Annotated in this window: 15 protein-coding genes; 3 read left to right on the top strand and 12 right to left on the bottom strand. The window is 62.4% G+C overall.

Going from position 1 to position 21,469, the window contains the following annotated elements:
• Nucleotides 1–86: 86 nt before the first annotated feature.
• Nucleotides 87–1,190 (bottom strand): polyamine ABC transporter substrate-binding protein, encoded by a 1,104-nt coding sequence (locus tag PLD_RS03820; RefSeq protein WP_159889981.1) that lies wholly within the window; start codon nt 1,188–1,190, stop codon nt 87–89.
• A 138-nt stretch (nt 1,191–1,328) separates the two neighbouring features.
• On the opposite strand from PLD_RS03820, the gene PLD_RS03815 reads away from it, so the two are divergent.
• Complete coding sequence (locus PLD_RS03815; protein ID WP_159889979.1) at nt 1,329–2,114, top strand: response regulator transcription factor; 786 nt, start codon at nt 1,329–1,331, stop codon at nt 2,112–2,114.
• Nucleotides 2,115–2,408: 294 nt separating this feature from the next.
• Entirely contained in the window at nt 2,409–2,906 is a 498-nt protein-coding gene (locus PLD_RS03810) for a hypothetical protein (RefSeq protein WP_159889977.1), read from the top strand.
• 141 nt (nt 2,907–3,047) lie between these two features.
• Here PLD_RS03810 and PLD_RS03805 read toward each other — a convergent pair whose 3' ends face one another.
• The 6 genes from PLD_RS03805 to PLD_RS03780 all read right to left on the bottom strand — a co-directional run bounded on the left by PLD_RS03805 (nt 3,048) and on the right by PLD_RS03780 (nt 10,278).
• Nucleotides 3,048–3,647, bottom strand: coding sequence for a LysE family translocator (locus tag PLD_RS03805; RefSeq protein WP_178116119.1), 600 nt, complete (start codon nt 3,645–3,647; stop codon nt 3,048–3,050).
• Nucleotides 3,648–3,718: 71 nt separating this feature from the next.
• Nucleotides 3,719–5,215: an efflux transporter outer membrane subunit gene (locus tag PLD_RS03800; protein WP_159889973.1), complete on the bottom strand. Its 1,497-nt coding sequence runs from the start codon at nt 5,213–5,215 to the stop codon at nt 3,719–3,721.
• 11 nt (nt 5,216–5,226) lie between these two features.
• A complete protein-coding gene (locus PLD_RS03795) occupies nt 5,227–6,345 on the bottom strand; it encodes an ABC transporter permease (protein WP_159889971.1) in 1,119 nt (372 codons plus the stop codon).
• A gap of 4 nt (nt 6,346–6,349) precedes the next feature.
• The gene (locus PLD_RS03790) at nt 6,350–7,489 is read right to left on the bottom strand and encodes an ABC transporter permease (protein WP_178116118.1); all 1,140 of its coding nucleotides are present in this window, start codon (nt 7,487–7,489) and stop codon (nt 6,350–6,352) included.
• Between the two features lie 9 nt (nt 7,490–7,498).
• Nucleotides 7,499–9,268 (bottom strand): ATP-binding cassette domain-containing protein, encoded by a 1,770-nt coding sequence (locus PLD_RS03785; RefSeq protein WP_159889969.1) that lies wholly within the window; start codon nt 9,266–9,268, stop codon nt 7,499–7,501.
• Nucleotides 9,265–10,278 carry an HlyD family efflux transporter periplasmic adaptor subunit gene (locus PLD_RS03780; protein WP_159889967.1) on the bottom strand — a complete coding sequence of 338 codons (1,014 nt, stop codon included), beginning with the start codon at nt 10,276–10,278 and terminating at the stop codon, nt 9,265–9,267. Before PLD_RS03780 ends, PLD_RS03785 begins: the two co-directional genes overlap by 4 nt.
• Before the next feature lie 111 nt (nt 10,279–10,389).
• Here PLD_RS03780 and PLD_RS03775 point away from each other — a divergent pair, with 111 nt between their 5' ends.
• Nucleotides 10,390–11,025 carry a TetR/AcrR family transcriptional regulator gene (locus tag PLD_RS03775; RefSeq protein WP_178116117.1) on the top strand — a complete coding sequence of 212 codons (636 nt, stop codon included), beginning with the start codon at nt 10,390–10,392 and terminating at the stop codon, nt 11,023–11,025.
• A gap of 5 nt (nt 11,026–11,030) precedes the next feature.
• Here the strand turns inward: PLD_RS03775 and PLD_RS03770 are convergent, their stop codons facing one another.
• The 5 genes from PLD_RS03770 to PLD_RS03750 are packed head-to-tail and all read right to left on the bottom strand — an operon-like array spanning nt 11,031 to nt 21,462.
• A complete protein-coding gene (locus PLD_RS03770) occupies nt 11,031–11,813 on the bottom strand; it encodes a thioesterase II family protein (protein ID WP_159889963.1) in 783 nt (260 codons plus the stop codon).
• Between the two features lie 3 nt (nt 11,814–11,816).
• Nucleotides 11,817–13,313, bottom strand: a complete 1,497-nt coding sequence (gene pltF, locus PLD_RS03765) for an L-proline--[L-prolyl-carrier protein] ligase (protein WP_159889961.1) — start codon at nt 13,311–13,313, stop codon at nt 11,817–11,819.
• Nucleotides 13,310–14,452, bottom strand: coding sequence for an L-prolyl-[peptidyl-carrier protein] dehydrogenase (gene pltE / locus PLD_RS03760; protein ID WP_159889959.1), 1,143 nt, complete (start codon nt 14,450–14,452; stop codon nt 13,310–13,312). The genes pltF and pltE overlap by 4 nt, the downstream gene beginning before the upstream one ends.
• A gap of 1 nt (nt 14,453) precedes the next feature.
• Nucleotides 14,454–16,088, bottom strand: a complete 1,635-nt coding sequence (locus PLD_RS03755; RefSeq protein ID WP_159889957.1) for an NAD(P)/FAD-dependent oxidoreductase — start codon at nt 16,086–16,088, stop codon at nt 14,454–14,456.
• 49 nt (nt 16,089–16,137) lie between these two features.
• Nucleotides 16,138–21,462 (bottom strand): type I polyketide synthase, encoded by a 5,325-nt coding sequence (locus PLD_RS03750; protein ID WP_159889955.1) that lies wholly within the window; start codon nt 21,460–21,462, stop codon nt 16,138–16,140.
• Nucleotides 21,463–21,469: the final 7 nt, after the last annotated feature.

Below are 21,469 nucleotides of genomic sequence, written 5' to 3'. Positions count from 1 at the left end.
AAGTACATTTCACCGAATGTTTTAACTAATGAGCCCGCACTGGCGATGAAACTTGCACAGGGCAGAAGATGAAGAGTCGAACGAAATCAGATGCTGCTCTTTACCTTGGTCCAGACCCGGGTCCGAATCCGTTCCAGTTTCAATGGCAGCGGCTCAAGTGGAACCAGGGTGGCGAGCGTTTTCTTGTCTGGATAAATCCAGGGATTGTCGCGCAATGTTTGCTCGACAAACTCAGTGGCATCTTTATTGGCATTGGGATACAGCGTGTGATTGGAGGTCTTGGCAATCACTTCCGGCCGCATCATGTAGTTGATAAATGCCAGACCTGCCTTGGGATGCGGAGCATCTTTGAGCAGCACCAGATTTTCCGACCAGACCAACGCGCCTTCACGGGGGAGGCTGTAGCTAATCTTGCGCCCCGTGTTCGCCTTCTCGTTTATCGCCTGCGCAGCCAGGGCACCATTGGCCCAGCCCACCACCGCACAGATGTTGCCGTCCGCCAGGTCAGCGTCGATTCTGGACGAGTCGAAATAAACGATATAAGGCCGGATCTTCAGCAGCAGTTCCTGGGCTTTCTGATAGTCGTCCGGGTTCTTGCTGTTGCTCGGGAGCCCCAGGTAGTTCAGGGCGATGGAAATGATCTCGCTGGGAGAGTCGAGCATGGCCACGCCACAGGACTTGAGCTTGCTGATGTTCTCTTCCTTGAAGATCAGGTCCCAGCTGTTGACCGGCGCATTGTCACCCAAGGCCGCTTTGACCTTGTCAACGTCATAGCCGATCCCGGTGGTGCCCCACAGATAGGGCACCGCGTAACGATTGCCAGGGTCATTGACCGCGAGCTGGGCCAGGATGTCCGGGTCGACGTGGGACAGATTGCTCAGTTGCGCCGGGTCCAGCGGCTGCAGCACGCCGGCCTGGATCAGGCTGGGCAGCACATTGGAGGTCGCCACCACCACGTCATACCCGGTGCGCCCGGCCATGACCTTGCTCTGCATGATCTCGGCGCTGTCGAAGGCATCCATGTGAATGCGGGTGCCGGTGGCCCGTTCGAACTCTTTTGGGGTTTCTGGTGCGAGCAGCCCGAACCAGTTGTACAGGTACATCCCAGGCTCTACCGCCACGGCTGATGTACTGATACCGGCACAGAGAAGCGCGGCTGAAAAAACGGTTCGCAACGGTGACTTTCTCATGCAACATCCTTGTCCAGACGACGTGCCCTCATGGCTGTCGTAAATCCTGCAAGGGAATATACCGAGCCTTCGCCAATAGTAAATACCTCCGATTACTTACCCTTGACCTACGATTCCCTAACCCAAAAGGGGTAGAAAATGCCACTCGACCTTCATAACCTGGCCTGGCATCGATCGATTGGAAAACTGATCATGCAGTTGAACCGCCCAGACTTCTGGAGCTCACTTATTCGGACGCTCAATGAGTATGTGCAGATCGATAATTGGGTTGTTCTAATCTTCAGCAATCAACAGGTGCAAGTCGTCAGCCTTCCCGAAGTTGCGGATGTAGAAGAGGTCGATGCCTTCATCCACCTCTATGTAAAGGGGCTTTATCTGCTGGACCCTTTCTATATAGCCAATCGGGAAAACCCACAGAGCGGTTTTTTTCACTTGCTGGATATTGCACCGGAGTACTTTCTGGAAACCGAGTACTACCACAAGTACTTTGCGCAATATATTTCTGTCGATGAAGTCCAGTACAACATCCAGCTTGATGCCGACAGAACCCTGTGCATCTCCATTGGCAGCGGCGTCCACTTCAATCAAGAGCAGATCACGATGCTGGATCTCATCAAGCCATGGGTCACCGCGTTGATGCATCAACGCATGTGCTTTGAGACTGATGTAGAGAAAAACCTCAGTGCCCCGCCTCAATGGCCCGAAACGATGAGTCAACTGGGCACGCAGATAACAGCACGGGAAGGCGATGTCCTCAGGCTGTTACTCAGTGGCTTTTCCAACAAAGAGATCGCTGGAAAACTTTCCCTCTCGGCAGAAACGATAAAAGTTCATCGGCGCAACATTTACGCCAAGCTGAACATCAAGTCGCAATCCGAACTCTTCGCTCGCTTCTTCATGCCCAAACAGGACGTTCTCTCTTGAGGCGATCGACCTCAATGACGATCCTTACCGGCAAGGCGTAAGCAAACCACGGCCTCCCCCGCATGCCTCACCAGTCCCGTATCCAATCGCTAACAGCCTCCAAGCCCCTCGCAACACGGATGGGTGCTGGCCGGGGTTTACAACTCACTCAAGCTCAACGAGCCCAGGCGTGATGAAGACAGGCATGACTTCGTGTACGTCTACCGCGCGGACCTGAATTTGCTGAGCGGGAAGATCGCTTGATACTCGACTACAGCAAGCCGCGGGGGCACTCTCTCTGGCTGCAAACCTGGCATGAAAAGCGTGGTGGTGCCCTCGACCCTGGAACAGCCCATGGCGCTCGGCAAGTTTCCCGGTTTCAAGGAAATCGACACCTCTCATCGGGACCTGAACATCATCGTCAAACAAGGCCTGGAGTCATGGCAGACCGCGCTTTCCTGCGTAGCGGGCGTGTACCTCAGTGGCGACCGGGCGGCAGGCGAGCATCAGCTATACGTAGGCTCCGCGACCGGTACTGGCGGCATGTGGCAACGCTGCACCTACGCCCATAACGGGCACGCTGAAAACATCCGCCTACGCGACCTGCACAACCGGCGTGGCGAGAATGTCGCGGAAAACTTCAAGTTCAGCAGTCTTGAAATTGCCGACAAGCACGCAGGAAAGGACGAAATGATGCACAAGGAAAAGTCATGGGAAGCGCCGCTTTCTGCCCCGCGACAGCGGGCGCAACGGCAACTCAAGGGCCGGCCGATGTGTCTGTTGAACCGCTATGGATCGTTTGACGCAGTGTGATGCTTGAGCAATAGGACGACACCGGATGAGTCCGCCCTTCGCCCCAAGACATTTGCCTACTGCACACCGCCAGCCCAGGGTAATGCCAACAGCGCCCTGGTCCTGGCCTCAGGGGGGCGCTGAAAAGCGTGGCCTAAGCGCCTACACCGCCCGAACCACGGTGTAAGTGAGGGTGGCGGAGAACAGCGCCAAGACGACGGCCGTGCCCCGGGAGAACAGCGGCCCCGAGACCCGGCCCAGGTATTGGGCACGGATGCCGGCCCCCAGCGAGACCCACAGCAGGGAAATCGGCGCCAGCGCCAGGAAGAAGGCGCTCAATGCCGGCAGAAAATCCCCCAGGCTGGTGAATGAACGGGCCGGAAATATCACGCTGGCAAAGATCAGCGCCTTAGGGTTGAGCAGGGTCGTGATCAGCAATTGCCGCGGCCAATTTTCGAAGCGCTCCGCGTGTTGGGCGCCGGTGCTTGAGGTCTTCCAGGTTTTCAAGGCCAGCGTCGCAATGTAGAAAGCACACAACAGCTTGATCAGATGGATCAACCACGGATGATCGTGTGACAGGAAAGCGATCCCCCAACCCCAGATACAGATCGAAACGGTGTAGCCGAACATCTCGATCAACATCAGCGGCAAGGCGCGTAACAAACCAAACTTGAAGCCCGAGGCCAGCATCAAAGTATTCGAAGGCCCCGGTACTACCAGGATCAAGGCTGAAAAAAACGCGATCTTATAGAGCTCTTCCATGTGCATGGTTTCCTATTCCGTTAGGAACGTGAGTCTGCTGGGCGTATTGCGAGGGACAGCGTTTCAGGGGGTCAGGTGGAGTGCCCGCCCATGGATTTGTAAATGCTGATCAGGTGAGTGCGCAGTTGACTGTCGCTATTGACCAGGTCGCGTTGCGCCTGCAGCACCGTGCGTTGCGCCTCCAGTTCCTCCAGGTAGCTGGCCTCCCCGGCCGCGTACCTGACACGGGTCCACTCATAGGTACGAGCCTTGCTGTCGTAGCTGTCCTTGAGGTGCGCGGCGCGCTGGTATTCGTTGTGATAGCGACTCAAGGCATCGTCCACTTCCTGCCAGGCCGCCAGTACGGTCTGGTGAAACGCCACGGCGGCTTCTTGTTGTTCAAGCGTGCGCAGGACCACGGTCTTGCTGCGCCGCCCGCGGTCGAACAACGGCAGGTCCAGGCGCGGCCCTACCGACCAGGTCCTGCTGCTCCAGTCGGCAAACTGGCCGCTCTTGTAGGACTCGAAGCCAAGGTTGGCCCCCAGCATCACGCGTGGGTACAACTCGGCTTCGGCCACGCCGATGCCCGCCGTCGCGCGGTGCAGGCGGGCCTGGGCCGCGCGGATGTCCGGACGCTGGCGGGCCAGCTCGCCAGGCAGGCCCAACTGCAAGTTGGGCAGCGGGCTGTCCAGGGCCTTGTCAGAGGGTCCCGCAAGCAAGGTGTCGAGGGCCCCGGGATGCTCTCCCAACAGCAACGCAATGCGGTTGGCTGCCTGGGTGTGCAACGCCTTCCAGCCCGGTATCTGTGCATTCAATGCCGCCAACCGCGCCTCTTGCCGCTCTACCGCGAACCCATCTTCCTCGCCTTCCCGGGCCTGGACTGCCACCACTTGCAGGTGCGCGTAAAGGATCTGCGCCTCCTGCTCCAACAGGCGGGTCTGGCGTTGTGCGGTACGCACTTCGAAGTAGTTTCTCGCCAACTCGCTGGAGACACTGAGCAGCGCGTCGTCCAGGGTCGCCGCCGCGCCATCGACCTCGGCCTGGGCGGCTTCGCCCAGACGCGACACCCGGCCCCAGAGATCCAGTTCCCATGAAACGTCGAACCCGGCCTGGTACAGGCTATAAGGGTCGGTCAACGCCTTTTCCAGGGCATTACGATCACTGCCCAAGGCTTCGAGCATGCGATTGTTCGGCGCATACCGGCTTTGCCGGTTTCGCGAAACCGCAGCGCTTAGAGCCACTTCGGGCGTTTCCAGGGAGGCAACGATCTGGCGTTGCAGCCGAACCTGGGCAAAGCGCAGCAGGGCCGTGTGCAGGTCTGGGCTGGCTTCGTGCACCCGGGCCTGCAACTGGTTCAGTACCGGATCGCCAAATACCCGCCACCAGTCACTGTCGGCCCCTTGCGGTGTTGTTACAGAAGCTCTTCCAGGCACCGTCTGCGCGGCCGGGCCGCTGTGCCAGTCCGTCCACCGCTCCGGGCTGGGCAGTACTGGTGCCTTGAAATCGGGCCCAACGGTGCAGGCGGAGATAGACAGCATCAAGGCCGCCGCCAGGCCGTTGAGCAGGTATCCAGAATGAGTAGTTTTCATGACGTTCCTTATCACACCAATCGATTGCGAAACAGCCACGCAGCCAGCGGCAGGGTCACCAGCGCTACGGCCAACATGGGCACCAGGTTCCAGGACACATCCGCCAGCGTTGCCCCCTCCAGGTAGATCCTCCTGACCAGGTCAATGGCAAAGCGCAGCGGATCGAGGTAGGTCAGCAGTTGCAGGGCCTCGGGCATGCTGTGCACCGGGGTGATCAGCCCGGAGAGCAGGATCAGCGGCATCATCAGCACAAAGGTGTACACCATGGCCTGCTGCATGTTGGCCGAGAGCGCCGAGATGGACAGGCCGATGCCCACGCAAGCACTGGTGAAGACGAACAGCCCCAGGTACAGATCCAGCACCGAGCCGATCATCGGGATCTTGAACCAGAACAGCCCCACGGCCAGGATCAGGCTCGACTGCAAAAGCCCGATCAAGACCGACGGCAGCGCCTTGCCCAGCAGAATCACGAACGGCGTCAGCGGCGTGACCAACAACTGGTCAAAGGTGCCCTGCTCGCGCTCCCTGGCCACCGACAGCGCCGCCAGCATCAGGGTCTGGATCATGCTCAACGCGGCGATCAGACCCGGCACGATGTTCCAACGGGTTTGCAGGTTGGGGTTGAACCAGGCGCGGGTTTCCAGGCGTACCGGCGCGTTGTCCACCGCCAGGAACTGCTGGTTGAAATCGCCCACCAGGTTGGCGATATGCCCGGCCGCCATCCCCGCGGTCGTCGAGTTTCGCCCATCCAAGATCAGTTGCAGACCGGCATTCTCATGCCGGCTCAAGCGCTCGTCGAAGTCGGAGGAGATATGCAGGACCAGCAACGCGCTGCCCCGATCGATCACCGGGGCGATCTCATCGACACTGGTCAATGTCGACACCCGGGCGAACACCCCGGAGGCATCGAAACGCGCCAGCAGCTCTTTCGAGGCCCGCCCCTGGCTTTGGTCCAGCACGGCATAAGGCACGTAGTTCAAGTCATAGGTGGCGCCATAGCCGAACAGCAACGACTGGACGATCGCCGGGGCAATCAGGATCACCCGGTTGGCCGGGTCCTTGACGATGGCCAGGAACTCTTTCTGAAACAGGAACAGCAACTCACGTACGAAATTCATCAGCTTGTCCATGGCGTCAATCCAGCTTCTTACGGGTGCACATACGTGCAGCGTTCAACAGCAACAGCGCGTAGGCCGTGAGGATGGCAAGGTTCTTGGCGATCAGCGGCCAGTTGTTGCCGGCCAGGAACAGGGTCTTGACCAGCTCCATGAAGTAGGTCGCCGGCAGGATCGAGCCGACCACCCGGATGAACGTCGGTACGTTGCGCAGATCGAAGAGAAACCCCGACAACATCAGCGCCGGCAGGAAACTGAAGATGATGGCGATCTGGCTGGCCAGGAACTGGTTGCGGGTCTTCGCCGAAATCAGCAGGCCAATGCCCAGGGTAACCAGCAGGTAGAGCATCGAACTCAGCAGCAGGAGCAACAGCGACCCCTGGATCGGCACTTCGAACAGCAGCCGTGCGGAAACCAGGCACATCACCAGGCCCACCAGGCCCACCAGAAAATAGGGAATGATCTTGGCTAGGAGTATCTCGATCGACCTCACCGGGGTGACGAACAGCGACTCCAGCGTGCCCCGCTCCCACTCCCGGGCCAGCACCAAGGAGGTCAGGAAGGCACCCACCAGGGTCATGATCAAGGCAATCAGCCCGGGTACCAGGTACCAGGTACTGCTGTTGGCGGCGTTGAACCACATCCGCTCGACAACCAGTACCCGCCCCGCGGACTGCGCGGGCGCACGGTCGAACTGCTGCTGTTGCCAGACATTCAGCGCGCCCCTGACGTAGCGACCAAGGGTCGCCGCGCTGTTGGCGTCGGCGCCATGCAGCAGCAACTGCAAGCGCGCATCCCGCCGTTCGAGGCGCCGGGAAAAATCCGCCGGCACACGGACGATGCCGTCGACCCGGCGCCTGTCCATCAGCACTTGGGCCTCGGCCATGCTGGTCACCCGGATCACCGAGAAATAGTCCGAGCTCTCCAGTTTCGCCACCACGCCCCGAGCGCTGGGGGAGCTGTCCTCCATGACCACCGCCAGGGGCGTGTTGCGGATATCCAAGGACAAGCCGTAGCCAAATATCAGGATCAATACAATGGGCAAGACGATGCCTATCGCCAGGTTGCTCTTGTCGCGCATCAGTTGGCGAAATTCCTTACGGGTAAGCGCGACGAGCCTGCGCCTGAACCCTGAGGTAGATCCCTTGAAATCATTCATGGTTATTCCTCACTGCGCCGCAACACTGGCCCGGGCCCGAGCACGCTCGACCACGGCAATGAAGGCACTGTTCATGTCGGCGAGCGACTCGTCGCCCTGCTGGCGGACCTGTTCCGGGGTGCCCAGGGCCAACAAGCGCCCGGCATCCTGGATCACGATGCGGTCGCAGTACTCGGCCTCTTCCATGAAATGGGTGGTGATGACGATCGTCGTGCCACTTTGCGCCAGGGCCGTGATGCGCCGCCAGAAGGCCCGACGGGCCAGGGGATCGATGCCACTGGTGGGCTCGTCGAGGAACAGAATCTGCGGCTCGTGCAGCAACGCGACCGCCATGGCCAAGCGCTGTTTGTAGCCACCGGGCAGCTCGCCGCTGCGCAGGTGCTGGTGTTCTTCGAGGTCGAACTGTTCAAGCATCAGCGCCACTCGCGCTTTCAACTGCCCGCCATGCAGGCCATAGACGCCACCGAAGAAACGCAGGTTCTCCAGCGCCGACAGGTTGGCGTACAAGGCGAACTTCTGCGAGACATAGCCGATCTTGCGCCGCGCCGCCGCCCGTGCGTGACGCAGGTTGACGCCGGCCACTTCAAGGTGCCCGCTGGAGGCGGGAAGCAAGCCGCAGAGCATGCGAAAAGTGGTGGTCTTGCCGGCACCGTTGGGGCCCAGCAAACCGAAGATTTCGCCCTTGAGCACCTCGAACGACGTACTGGCGACCGCGGTGAAGTCGCCGAACTTGCGGACCAGGTCGCGGACTTCGATGACCACCCGACGGTCGACCGCGCTGTCGCCCTGATGGTCGCTGGTTGGCACCCACAGCGACTCGTCCGGGGTTGCAACGCTGGCAACCTGTTGTCGGAGCAACACCATGAAGCCGTCTTCGAGGCGTGCCTCCAGAGCCTGGGGAGGTGCAAGGCCAGTCAGCGAAGGAATGTCCTCTATGGGCACCCGGGCGCTGCGGATGAAACGCACCTTGCCGCCCTCGGGCACGGCATCGATGACGTGCTCGCTGTCATCAAGCAGGCGCGCCTGCAACAACCTGGCCGGGGTACCTGGCTGGGGGCCGGCGCCATAGCACAGGCCCTGCGCCAGCTCGCAAAGTTGCGCCGGTGGCCCTTGGGCGATCAGGCGCCCCTGGTACAGAACGAAAACCTGGGCACAGCTCTGGGCCTCGTCCATGTAGGCGGTACTGATCAGCACCGTCAGATTTTCTTGTTCGATCAATTGCTCGATGATGCTCCACAGCTCCCGCCGCGACAGCGGGTCCACCCCCACAGTGGGCTCGTCCAGCAGCAACAGTTGTGGTGAACGGACCAGCGTACAGGCCAGCCCGAGCTTCTGCTTCATGCCGCCGGAGAGCTGCCCGGCCAGTCGGTCGCGAAAGCGCGTCAGGTCCATCATTTGCAGCAACCGGGAAAAGCGCTCCTGGCGCTGCTGGGCCTGCACGCCATGCAGGTCAGCGTACAGCTCAAGGTTTTCCTGGATCGTCAGGTCCTCGTACAAACCGAACTTCTGCGGCATGTAGCTGATGAGGTCCTGCACCTGTTGCGGGTCGGCGCCAACGTCCAGCCCCAGCACCTTCAGTTGTCCCGCGTCGGCCTTCAGCAGGCCGGCGATCATCCGCAGCAGGGTGGTCTTTCCGGCACCATCCGGCCCCACCAGCGCGCTGAGCTGGCCGCTGGGGACCTTCAGGGAAACCCCATCCAGGGCCAGTTGCTCTCGCGCTCCGGTGCGAAAGCGCTTGACCAGTTCAACGGCCTCGACAGTTGTCGCCAGCGCACTCATGGCGCGGCCCCGGCCACCGGCGCCTGATCGAGGTAGACCGTGGCCGGCATGCCGAGGCGCAGGCGATCGTGCGGATCCTGGACCAGCACTCGGATCTCGTAGACCAGGCTGGTGCGCAGGTCTTCCGTTTCAACCGACTTGGGGGTGAATTCGGCAACCGAGGAGATATACCCGACCTTGCCGTCTATGGGCTGGTCGGGAAAGCTGTCGGTATAGACACGCGCCGTCTGCTCAGGCCGCACGTGGCCCAACTGGCGTTCGTTGACATAGGCGCGCACCCACTTGGGGTCGGTCAGCGCCAGGGCAAATACCGGGCGCTGAGGCGAGGCCATGTCGCCAGGCTCCAACAAGCGCGAGCGTATCCGGGCCTGAGTGGGCGCCTTGAGCTGAGCACGCGCCAGGTAGTGTTCCAGCAAATCCAGGTCGGCCCTGGAAGCTTGCAGGTCTGCCGTCGCCTGGGCGATGTCTTCGTCGCGCGGGCCGATCTTGGCCAAGGTCCAAGACTCGCGCTGTTCCTGCAACTGCGCCCTGGCGACCTGCAAGTCGGCTGCCGCCTGGTCCAGACGTTGCTGGCTGACGCCCTTGCCCTGGGTGTCGTCGGCAATCCTGCGCAGGCGCTGCATATGCAGTTGGGCCAGTTGCATTTGCGCCCGGGCAGCGTCGAAACGTGCCTTTGACTGTTCGATCTCTTGCGGCCGCGTACCATTTTTCAAGCGCAGCAGCGTCTGTTCCTGAGCGCCGATCTTGGCCTTGGAGCGGTTTATTTCAAGGCGCAGCGTGCGAGTGTCAAGCTCGGCCAGAACCTGGCCTTCCTGCACCAGGTCGCCCTCCTCGGCATACAGCGCAGCGATTCGCTCACTGCCATCGAACGCCAGGGACACCTGACGGATGTCGACGTTGCCATGGAGCTTCACCTGGTCGTTGTGTTTCTCGGGGCGAAGGAGAAACCAGGAAACACCCGCTGTGACCACCAGCAGTACGGCAACCCCTACAATCAACTGCTTCTTCATCCATGAGTCCTTTGTTTGCCAAGGCCTAATTAAAATTCAATTTGAATTTAAATTAGAAAATAACAGATACTGGCCGTGAAGCAACCCCTAGCCCCAACCATGAGGAACACCATGAATATCCGACGCAGAACCAGCAGAAGCGACGGCGAACACACCAGGGTGCGCATTCTCGATGTGGCTGCCCGTCTGTTTGCCCAGCATGGCTATGCCAATACCGCGAGCAAGCTCATCTGTGAAGAGGCCGGCGCCGACCTCGCCGCCATCAACTACCACTTCGGTAGTCGGGAAGCCCTGTACAAGGCGGTATTGATCGAGGGGCACAAGCAGTTGGTCAGCTTCGAAGCCCTGTCGCAACTTGCGATGAGCGAGGAGCCCGCGCTGACCAAGCTCGATAGGTTCATCGATGTCATCGTCACCCGGGTGCTCGACGAACAAAGCTGGCAAAGCAAGGTCTGTGCGCGGGAAATACTGGCCCCTACTGTCCATTTCTCAAGCCTTGTCCAAGAAGAAGTGATGCCCAAATTCCGCCTGCTGGAAGCGCTCATCAGCGAAATCACCGGATTTCCAATCGGCGACCCGGCGCTGGCACGCTGCACCATCAGCATCATCGCGCCTTGCCTGATGCTGGCGGTGATCGACCGCCAGCAGGCCAGCCCGCTCCAGGCCGTCCTGCAGCACGATGCAGACGCCCTGAAAACGCATTTCAAGCTGTTTGCCCGGGCCGGCCTCGCGGCGATTGCCCACTAACCGGCTCACACTGCCAGCGTGCCGGGCTGATTGTGCCGAGCGCCAGCCAACACTGCCTTGATCCGCGACATGACCTGAGCGTCGAGAAAGAAATGACCACCGGCAAACACGAACTGCTCGAAGCTGCCCTGGGTATAGCGCCGCCACTGCTGCATCTGCGAGGGCGGCGCGATCCGGTCCTGGCTGCCGCTCAGGCAGATCATGTCCAGATCCAGCGGCCGGGCCTGGGCATTGGCATAGGAGTAGACCATCTGAATATCCGCCTGAATGATCGGCAGGTACATCTGCATCAGGTCCTCCTCGGCCAGCACCACCGCCGGCACCCCGCCCATGGCCTGCAGCACGCCTATGGCCTGCGCTGGCGGCAGCTGGTGCAGCGGCGCCACCTGTTGCGGCACATGGGGCGCGACCATGCCCGAGAGCAGCAGTTGCTGCGGCAGCGGCCGCCCCCGCTCCTGCAGGACACTGGCGACGGCAAAGGCCAGCAAGGCCCCCATGCTGTGCCCAAAGAAACAGCAGGGAATGTCATCGCTGAACTGCTCCAGGCAGTCGACTACGTCATTGGCCGCCGTCTGCATGTCGCGGTAGCGGCTTTCCTGGCTGCGCCCCTCGCGCCCCGGCAACTGCAGGGCATACAGGTCGACCTGGTCATACAACGGCAGGAACCAGCGTTGAAACACCGAGGCCCCGCTTCCGGCGTAGGGGAAGGTGAACAAGCGCATCTTGCCCCGGGGCCTGCTGGCATAGGGAAACCACAGCTCCCTGGCCATGCCTGATGGAGTGCGCATGATTCAGCCCTCCAGCTGTCGGGTCAGGGCAAAGCGATCAACCTTGCCATTGGCGTTGCGCGGCAACGCGTCCAGGCACAGCATCTTGTCGATGATCATGTAGCGCGGCAGGCGCTGGGCGCAGTGACGCTTGAGGTCGATCAGCGAAAGATTGTCCCCGGCTTGAGGCACCAGCACTCCCCACAGCTGCGCATTCATCCCCTCGCCCACCACCAGTACGGCAGCCTCGCTGACCTGGGGATGAGCCAGCAGCGCCGCCTCCACCTCCCCGCGTTCGATCCTATTGCCGCGAACCTTGAGCATGTCGTCACGCCGCCCAAGGTACTCGTAGTTACCGTCGGCCCGCTGCCGGACCATATCGCCGGTCTTGTAGGGCCCCTGCTGGGCCGGCATGGCGAAATAACCCAGCATCACCGTCGGCCCCTGTACGACCAGCTCGCCCTCCTCGTCCACGGCGCAACGGCTGCCGTCAGGCCTTTGTGCCCACACCTGGTTACCCGAGGCGGCCGTGCCGATGGGCACCGGGAGCAAACGCTCGGGGTGAATGGCGCCAACCTCGAACGCGGTGCACACATTGGTCTCCGTAGGGCCGAAGAGATTGGCCAGGCGCACCTCGGGATAGGCCGCACGCAGCTCACGCAGGTGCTTGATCGGGAACGGCTCGCCGGCGAACAGCAACACCCGCAGCGTGTCCTGGATATCACTGAGCAAGCCGCCGTCGTGCATCATCATCATGAGTACCGAGGGAACCGAGTACCAGATCCTGATTTCGTGCAGGCGGATGAAGTCGGTCAGCAGCCGCGGTGAAAAGGCAATCGACTCGGGGACCAGGCACAACGTGCCGCCGACATTGAGTGCACCGTAGATGTCCAGGACCGACAGGTCGAAATGCAAGGGCGCATGGTTGGCAAAGCGCTCACCGGCCTGAAAGGAAAAGCGCTCGCACGCCCAGTCGACAAATGCCAGGGCATTGGTATGACTGAGCGAAACCCCTTTGGGCATGCCGGTGGAACCGGAGGTGTAGAGAATGTAGGCCAGGTCGTCCGGTTGAATGTCCGGCGTCGGCACGGCGACGGAACGGGTATCGATGTTGCGCCAGTAGCGGGCGTTCGCCGGCTCGTCCAGCACCACACACTGGACCTGGCCCAGCTCGCAGCCGGCGATCTCTTCCAGGCGGGCATCCGTGCACAGGACCAGCACCGCCTGCGAGTCGCGGGCAATCTTTTCCAGGCGCGACACCGGGCTCAGCGGATCCACCGGCACATACACCACTCCCAGCCTCAGGGCCGCGTGCATGATGGCCACCAGCTCCACCGATTTGTTCGCCCAGAGCAGGATCCGTTGCCCCTGGCTGACCCCCAAGGCACAGAGCGTGGCCACCCACTCCTCGGTCCTTTGCGCCAGCGCCTCGTAGCTCAGGACGTTCTGCTCGTCCACCACCGCCGCCTGCCTCGGGTAGCGGGCGGCACTGTGCAGCATCCGTTCATGCAGCAGCTTCATAATTTCAACTCCCGGGCAATGATTTCGTGTTGCATATCGCTGGTACCGGAAAAGATCGTGGTGCCGATGGAGTCGCGCAGCATCGCCTCGATCCCGAAGGACTCCAGGCAACCGCGGCCGCCGAAGATCCTCACCGCATCGATGCTCGATGCCAGCGCGCCTTCACTGATGGCCAGTTTCGACAAGGCGATGTTGAGCTGACCCGGATCGCCCTGGTCCATTCCCCAACACGCCCTGAACAACAGCAGCCGGGCCGACTCCAGGCGCAGTTTCATTTGCGCGATGCGGTGAGAGACCGCCTGGTTGTCGCCAATCGGCTTGCCAAACTGGCGCCGAGTGCGCGCGTGCTCGATGGTTTGCTCAAGTTGCCGCTCCATCATTCCGAGGAACGCCGCGAACAGACAGGCCCGCTCCCAGCCCATGGAGCTCTGGAACACCTGTCGCCCCTGCCCCTCCTCGCCCAGGCGGTTGACGGCCGGGACCGGACAGTCGTCGAAAAACACTTCACCCGCCGGGCAACTGCGCAAGCAAACCTTGCCAAGGGGCTCGCTGACCTTGAGTCCTGGGGTGTGGCGCTCGACGATGAAACCGCTGACCCCCAAGGCACCGTACTCGGGATGGGAGGTGGCGTAGGTCACGAAAATGTCGGCAATCGGCGCGTTGCCGGCAAAACTCTTGTGGCCGCTGAGACGGTAACTGCCATCGGCCTGGGGCCAGGCCCGGCTCTTCAAGTTGCTGGCGTCCGAGCCCGCCTCGGGTTCTGTGATCGCGTTGGAGCCGATGAACTCGCCGCTGGCCAGTTTCGGCAAGACATCGCGCTTGGTTTGCGCGGTGGCGAACTCGACAATCGGCATGGCGCAGGCGAACTGGTGAGCCGCAGCTGCGAACACCAGCCCCATGTCCGCGCACCCCAGGCCGAAGGCGTGCATGGCAATTGCCGTCGACAGCGCGCCCAGGCCCTGGCCGCCGTACTCTCGGGGAATCGACAGTCCCAGCAATCCGGCCTCGCCGCAGATCGCCCATTGCTGTGCGGTGAAGTAGCGCGAATGTTCATTGCCACACGCCGCCAGTTGCTCGGCACACACCTGGGCGATCATCGCCGCGTGTTTTTTCTGGGTATCGTCGTAGTTGAAGTCCATTTCAACTCTCCTTGCGCAGGGAAGGTTTTCTGAAGGATCGATAGAAAATCAACCGCCCGACCTCTGACGGCACTTGCATCACCCCCCACCAGAGCGCCTTGAGTTTTCTCAAGGTGGTCAGTTGATAGACACGAGCGTGAGGATTAGCAAAATCAAAAATAGGCGGAACAAAACTGGCGTTGGCAAGTTCCGCAAAGATGCGGCTCGCAGCTTGCGCGGCAGAGACCCTGGCGTTTTCGACGTCATCACAAAGGCCCAGCGTCGTGTTGAGAATATCCTTGTAACCCTGGTACAGAGGCATCCAGAAACCGTCCTCTGCGAGCTGGTCGATGTCATCGAACACTCGCGGGTCCAGGGCCTTGGCAAAGGCATCGTTGATCTTGCGCGCGGTGATGGTGGCGGCAATCGACTGCAGCAACCAGACCCGGGCATAGGCATTCCACAGCTCTGGATCGCGAAACGCTACATAGGCACCCGCGGCGATCCGATCACTCAAGGTGATGATGCTGTCCTGGGTCATGACAAAGTCATTCAAGGCCGGGCTGCGGTAGTCGCCGCTGTGTGCGGCCTTGATCAGTCGGTGGGCCAGGGCCAGCACCAGTTCCGCAGCATTGGAAAGCTTGCGCGAAAACAACAGGTCATTGCTCACCACGCCGTCATCAAACATCAAGCAACGCCGTTCAAGGTCGGTGCCATAGACCTGCCGGACCGGCTGGCGAACCGCCCACTCACGGACTCGCCTGGCGCCGGACAGGTGCTGGGACAAGCTGGGGTACCGCTCGATCAGGGTGGCCAGGACCTGGTCACCGTCGGTGCTCGGGCACAGGTCCTCGCGCAGCGATATGAGCACGCTGACCAGAGGATTGCGCGAGTGCTGATGGTTATTGAACGGAATCACTCCGATCCAGCCACCGTCGAACACGTGATGCAGGGTGCCGCCATGCCACTGGCCGGGAAAGTCTCCCGGCACGCACTCATCGAAGGGCACCACCCCGAGCATATGGGTGGAGAATTCCACGGTCCGGGTCTTTAGCGTCGAGGGCTGGCTGTCGAGCCCCGCCGGGCGCGCCAACTGTTCACCGCCACGGCTGCCATCGACCATGAAGTCGGCAGTCACCCAGCGCCCCTGGGCCGAGAGCACCCTGGCCCCGGTCCCCTCCAGCTGCACCTCGGGGTGGTCGCCGACCTCCACCAGTTGTGCGCCATAGCCGACCGCCGCCGCCAGCAGATAGGCATCGATATCGGGCCTGAACAGATGGTTTTCGCCATGCTCGGAAGGCACGTTGAACTGCAGCGCCTGCCCCATCTGCACCGCCTGGTCACGCTGATGATAGATAAACCCGAGGTTCTTCTTGACCCCGGAAGACGGCATCACCTGCTGCTGGATATCGCGGGTGCGGGCGATGTTCTTGATTTCCGGCACACCATAGCGGTCGGCAATCAGCTCGAAAATCATCGAGGTATAGGGAATCGTCGCTTCACCGGTGAGGTCGGGCGGCATCTGCCGGTTGCGCAACACCCCCACCCGGACCTGGTTTCTGGCCAGGCAGGCAGCGAGCATCATCACGCTGATGCTGTTGCCGGCCAGGAGAATATCGTAATGGTCTGGCGCCTGGCCAAACTGCACATCGTTCATAACCACCTCAATCACAGATCATTGGTCAGGGTTGCAGTGCCCGGTGCCGTCAGGCCTCGGTCAGGCAGCCCTGTTCCTTTATCGAGCGGGCCAGGAAGTCCGGCCACATCAGGCCCGGACACTCAAGGAATTCACGAGCCTTGATCTCCAGTTTCAGATCGCGGCGACAACGGGCGACCATGTCCATCACCAGCAACGAGTCCAGGCCGTAGTCCATCAAGCTGCCGCCGTCCTCGAGCTTGGCCCGGACCTGCTCGGTCTTGACCCCGAGCAACTGTGCGTACTGCTCCCAGACGTAGTCATCCAGCAGGGCCAGAGCCGCGGCTTCATCGGCGCTCGCCAGTTGCTGCAGGATCTCGGCGTTGCTGCTGTCACCCGCCCTGGTGGCCGGAGCCTGGGTGCGGATGTACTGCAACAGCGGCTGCGGGCCGCGGGACTCAAGCAGCGGCTTGAAGCGATTCCAGTCGACCCCGGACACCACCAGTTGGGGCAGATCACTGGCCAGAATCCGCGACAGCAGGCCGACGTTCTGCGCCGGGGCGATCTGCTTCAATCCAACGCTGGTAAGGAAATTCAACACCTGCTCGTCGAACAGGTGGCTGCCCCCGGCCCACAGGCCCCAGTCGATCACCAGGGCGCTCAAGCCCATGGCTCGACGATGCCAGGCCAGGCTGTCGAGGAACTGATTGGCGCCGGCGTAGCTGGCCACATGCTGCGACCCCCAGACACTGGCGATACTCGAACACATGGCGAAGAAGTCCAGGTCCAGCCCCAGGGAAAGCTCGTGCAACAACCAGCTGCCCTCGACCTTGGGCCGCATCACCTGATCGAAACTGGCACTGTCGACGTCCTTGAGGTCCTGCGGAATGGAGATCCCCGCGGCATGGAAAATCCCCTTCAGGCTGGACGTCGACGCCGCCAGGTCGGCGAACACCCGTTGCATGTCCTGACGGCAGCTGATATCGGCCTGAACGTAACGCACCCGCGATGCGGCGGCGCCAAACCGCTCCAGGCCTGCCGCGACGTGTTCGAGAGGACGCCGACCGGTGATGACCACGCTGCCGGCGCCTTTGTCCAGAAGCCACTGGGCCATGGCCAGGCCGATCCCCCCCATGCCGCCGGTAATCAGGTAGCTGCCCAGGGCGCAAGGCACATAGGCCTGCGCTGGCAACTGCGCGGCGCTGAAGTGGTTCAAACGCTGGACATAACGCTTGCCTGCGCGCAGGCAGATCTTGTCCTCGCCATCGGGGTCGCTGACCTCTGCGGCCAGGGCCTTTGCCCAGTGCGGATCATCGGGCGCCAGATCAATCAGCCCGCGCCAGTGCTCAGGGTGCTCCAGGGCCAGCGTCTTGCCCAAGCCCCACAACGGCCCGGTCGCCACTTGCAGGGGCTGGTGGTGATCCAGGCCAATGGCGTTTGCGCCTTGGCTCACCAGCCACAACCGGCCGCCGCGCGGGCCCAGCTCGATGACCGCCTTGAGCATATCCAGCAACGGATGAAAGAACGTCGCCTGCAGGCTCGACAAGCTCTCCAGGGTGGTGGCGCCGGCATCCTCGATGTCCTTGCCGTCAAGCACGACGAGCTCGGCGGCCAAGGCCTGAGCGTCATCGCTGGCCGGCGGGCTCAGGTCCTGGCCGCGTGCGGCCCGGGCTGCCTCCAGCAACGCCTGCGGGCTCATGACCCGAGTGCGATGCCCGAGACGCTGCAGTTGCTCGACCAGGGGCCGGACGGTGTCCGGCGAGCGGCTGACCAGGGTGAACGCCCGCTCCTGCGGTGGCGCCTCGGCCGGCTGGCGTGGGCGTTCCAGCCAGTCAAGGCTGTAGAGCACGTCTGGTTGGTACACCCTGGCACGCAACTCATCGTCACCCGGGGTGGCCACCAAGGTCAGCCCTTCCAGGCTGCCCACGCACAGCCCCTCAGCGTCGTACAAGGCGCAGTCGAATTGCTGCGGATGCGCCTGACTGGTGATGATCACCAGGCTTTGTGCCCGGGTCGACGCGGATGGGCTGACGACCCAGCGGCGGATCCCGGCTATCGAACCCGGGGTATCCCCCGGCACCGCCTGCCCCAGGTAATCAAGAACCTGGCCGTGGCGCGGAGCATCGGGAGCCTCTGGCGCGGGCAACTGCATGTGGTAGACAAAGCCATTATCCTGAGCGGCGGCATGGCCCGGGTCCGGCACACTACCAGCGGCGGGCCCCGATATTCCGTGTAGGGTCAGGCACAGCACCGGCCGCCAATCGCCACCCGCGAGCTTTTCCGCCGCGCTCAGGGCCGAGCAGTTGACCTCCCAGCCCGATTCCGGCAGGGGCTTGAGCTCGGTGAACAGAGACAAGGAGTCCGCCGGATGAAAGGCCAGGGCCTGGGTCAGGCTGTTGAGGCTCACCACGTAGGCGTCCAGTTGCAGTTGCCCGGCCAGCTCGTCACTCATAACGGCCAGCAGCCTGGCCGGCCGCAGCACGGCGAGGTCGTCAAGTACTTCGCCCCCCATGGCCGCCAACATTTCAACGTCCAGGGTCGCTGCGAATGCCGGCGTCGGCGCGTTGACCGGATGCCCCAATAAGCGGCCGAGCGCTCCCGCAGCGGTGCGTTGGGTGGGCGAACCGGTCGCGCTGTCGAACCAGTAGCGCTGGCGCTGAAAGGCGTAGCCGGGCAAGGTCTGGCGCAAGGCGCCGTCATGCTGGTGGATGTGCGCCCAGTCGAGGTTGTGGCCACTGACATACAGCTGCGCGGCAGCCAGGCGCAGGTCCCTCGGTGGATCGCCGGCCCGGCGCATACAGGCAATGGCCATGCTGTCTTGCGCGCAGTCGTGGCGCCCGATCAGCGGCGTCAGCACCGCATCGGAGGCAACCTCGAGGAAGGTCTTCACCCCCAGTTCGTCGGCCAGGGCGACCACCCCATCGCTAAACCTCACGGTCTGCCGGGTGTGCATGCACCAGTAGTCCGGCGAGCTCAGGCTGGAGAGCGAATGCACCCGCCCGGAAACGCTGCTGATGACCGGCAAGCGCGGCTCGCTGAAGGTGATCCCGGCCACCGTCTGGCGGAATGCTTCGAGCATCGGTTCGGTGGCTGCGGTGTGGAAGGCATGTGACACCGCAAGTTTCCTGACCTTGCAGCCGCTGGCGAGCAACTCCTCGGCCAGCGCCTGGACCTCGGCCTGCGGGCCTGCGATCACCACGTCCTGCGGGCTGTTGACCGCTGCCAACTCGATCGCGGTGCCCGGCCTGTCCTTGAGCACGTCGCGCAATTGCGTCTCGCCCATGCCCAGGGCGTACATGGCGCCGCCGGCCGTCATCAGTTGCTGGGCCAGGCGCCCGCGCGCCTCCACCATGCGCAACGCGTCAGCCAGGGACACGGCTCCGGCCACGCACATTGCACTGATTTCGCCGAAGCTGTGACCGAACAGCGCGTCCGGGGCGACGCCCCAGTGCATCCAGAGGCGAGCCAAAGCGTATTCCACCGCGAAGATTGCCGGCTGGGCATAGCGGGTCTGCTCCAGGTAGCGGTCGCTGGCAGGTCCGGCGTCCAGCACCAGGGTCAGCAGGTCCACGTCCATCAGCGGCGCCAACAAGGCGCGGCATTCATCGATCCGGGTCTTGAAAAAGGGCTCGCTGTCATACAGCGCCTGGGCCATCGCCCGGTACTGGCAACCCTGCCCCGGAAACAGCATCGCCAGCGGCGCAGCCGCCCCCGGGCAGTGCCCTTCGAAGACATGCCCCACCACCTTGCGTGACGCATAGGCCGCCAGTTGCTCGCGCAGCCCCTCGCGGCTATCGGTCACGGCAGCAAAGCGATGGCCAAAGTGGGCCCGCCCGGCGTTCGCCGTGTAGCACAGGTCCTTGAGCAGCAACTGGCTGTTGTCGGCGATGAAACGCTCATAGCGCCCGGCAATCTGGCGGCGCGGCGTCTCGCCCTTGGCCGAGAGGGTGATCAGTTGCCAGGGGTTGTCACGGCCCGTGGCGCGCTCGCGCAGCGGCGGGTCGCCCACCACGACGTGGGCATTGGTGCCAGTGACGCCAAACGAGCTGACTCCGGCATGCCGCGCCTTGCCCTGACGTGGCCAGGCCGTTGCCTGGGTGACCACCTTGAGGGCCAGGCGATCCCATTCGACCCGCGGGTTGGGCGTGTTGAAGTGCACCTGAGGCACCAGCGTCTCTTGTTGCAGGCACAATAGGATCTTAGCCAGGCCAGTGACCCCGGCCACCGGTTCCAGATGCCCCATGTTGGCCTTGATCGACCCCACCAGCAGTGGCGAATCCACAGGTCGCTGCTTGCCCAGTGCCGCATGCAGGGCGCGCAGTTCGATCGGGTCGCCCAGCGGCGTACCGGTGCCGTGAGCTTCCACGTAGTCGACCTCGCGCCCCTGAAGCCCGGCCTGGCCGAGCGCCAGGTTGATCACCTCTTCCTGGGCGTGAATGTTGGGCACGGTAATGCCGCTGCTGGCGCCGTCATTGTTGACGGCGCTGCCCTCGATGATGGCCATGATCGGGTCCTGGTCACGCACCGCATCGCTCAAGCGCTTGAGAGCAAGAATCACGCAGCCTTCGGCGCGGCCATAGCCATCGGCCGCAGCGTCGAAGGTCTTGCAACGTCCGTCGGGGGCCACGGCCCGCAGCTTGCTCACCAGGATGAAACCGTAGGGCGACAGGATCAGATTGACCCCACCGGCCAGCGCCACCTCGCTCTCGCGGTTGCGCAGGCTGTGGCAGGCTTGGTGCAGGGCCACCAGGGACGAGGAGCAGGACGTGTCGAGGACCACCGCCGGCCCTCTGGAACCCAGGGTGTAGGCAATGCGCCCGGCCACGAAACTGGTTTCGCCATAGAACTGGTAGGCATTGACGTCCTCGACAGCACCCACCTGCTGACGCAGGCGCACGTAATCGTTGGTGCTGACCCCCATGAACACGCCGAGCTTCTTGCCATGCAGGCTGTCAGGCGCAATGGCGGCGTTCTCCAGGGCTTCCCAGGCCACTTCCAGGGCCAGCCGCTGCTGCGGGTCCATCCCGCAGGCTTCGTTGGGCGAAATGCCGAAGAAGCCCGGGTCGAACTGGTCCACCCCCTCGATGAAGCCGCCTCGCATGACATAGGCCTTGCCCGGCACTTGTGGGTCTGGATGGTAATAATCGGTGCCATACAGACGATCGCCGGGCATGTCACCCACGGCATCGGTGGCGTTTTTCAAAAGGTTCCATAAGCGCTTGGGCGTGTCGGCACTGCCCGGCAGCCGACAACCCAGGCCGACCACGGCAATCGGTTCGACTGGCGCCGAGCGCGTGCCGGCGACCTTCTCCTTGAGTGCGCGGATGGTGGTGATCGCCTGAGCAAGACTCTCTTGCAGCTGTTCCTTGCTTACATCGCGGACGTCGTTATCCATAAAGGCC

Origin of the sequence: Pseudomonas sp. LD120 (genome assembly GCF_009861525.1) — a bacterium.
Taxonomy (GTDB): Bacteria; Pseudomonadota; Gammaproteobacteria; order Pseudomonadales; family Pseudomonadaceae; genus Aquipseudomonas.
This window is presented reverse-complemented; position numbering and strand designations above follow the sequence as displayed.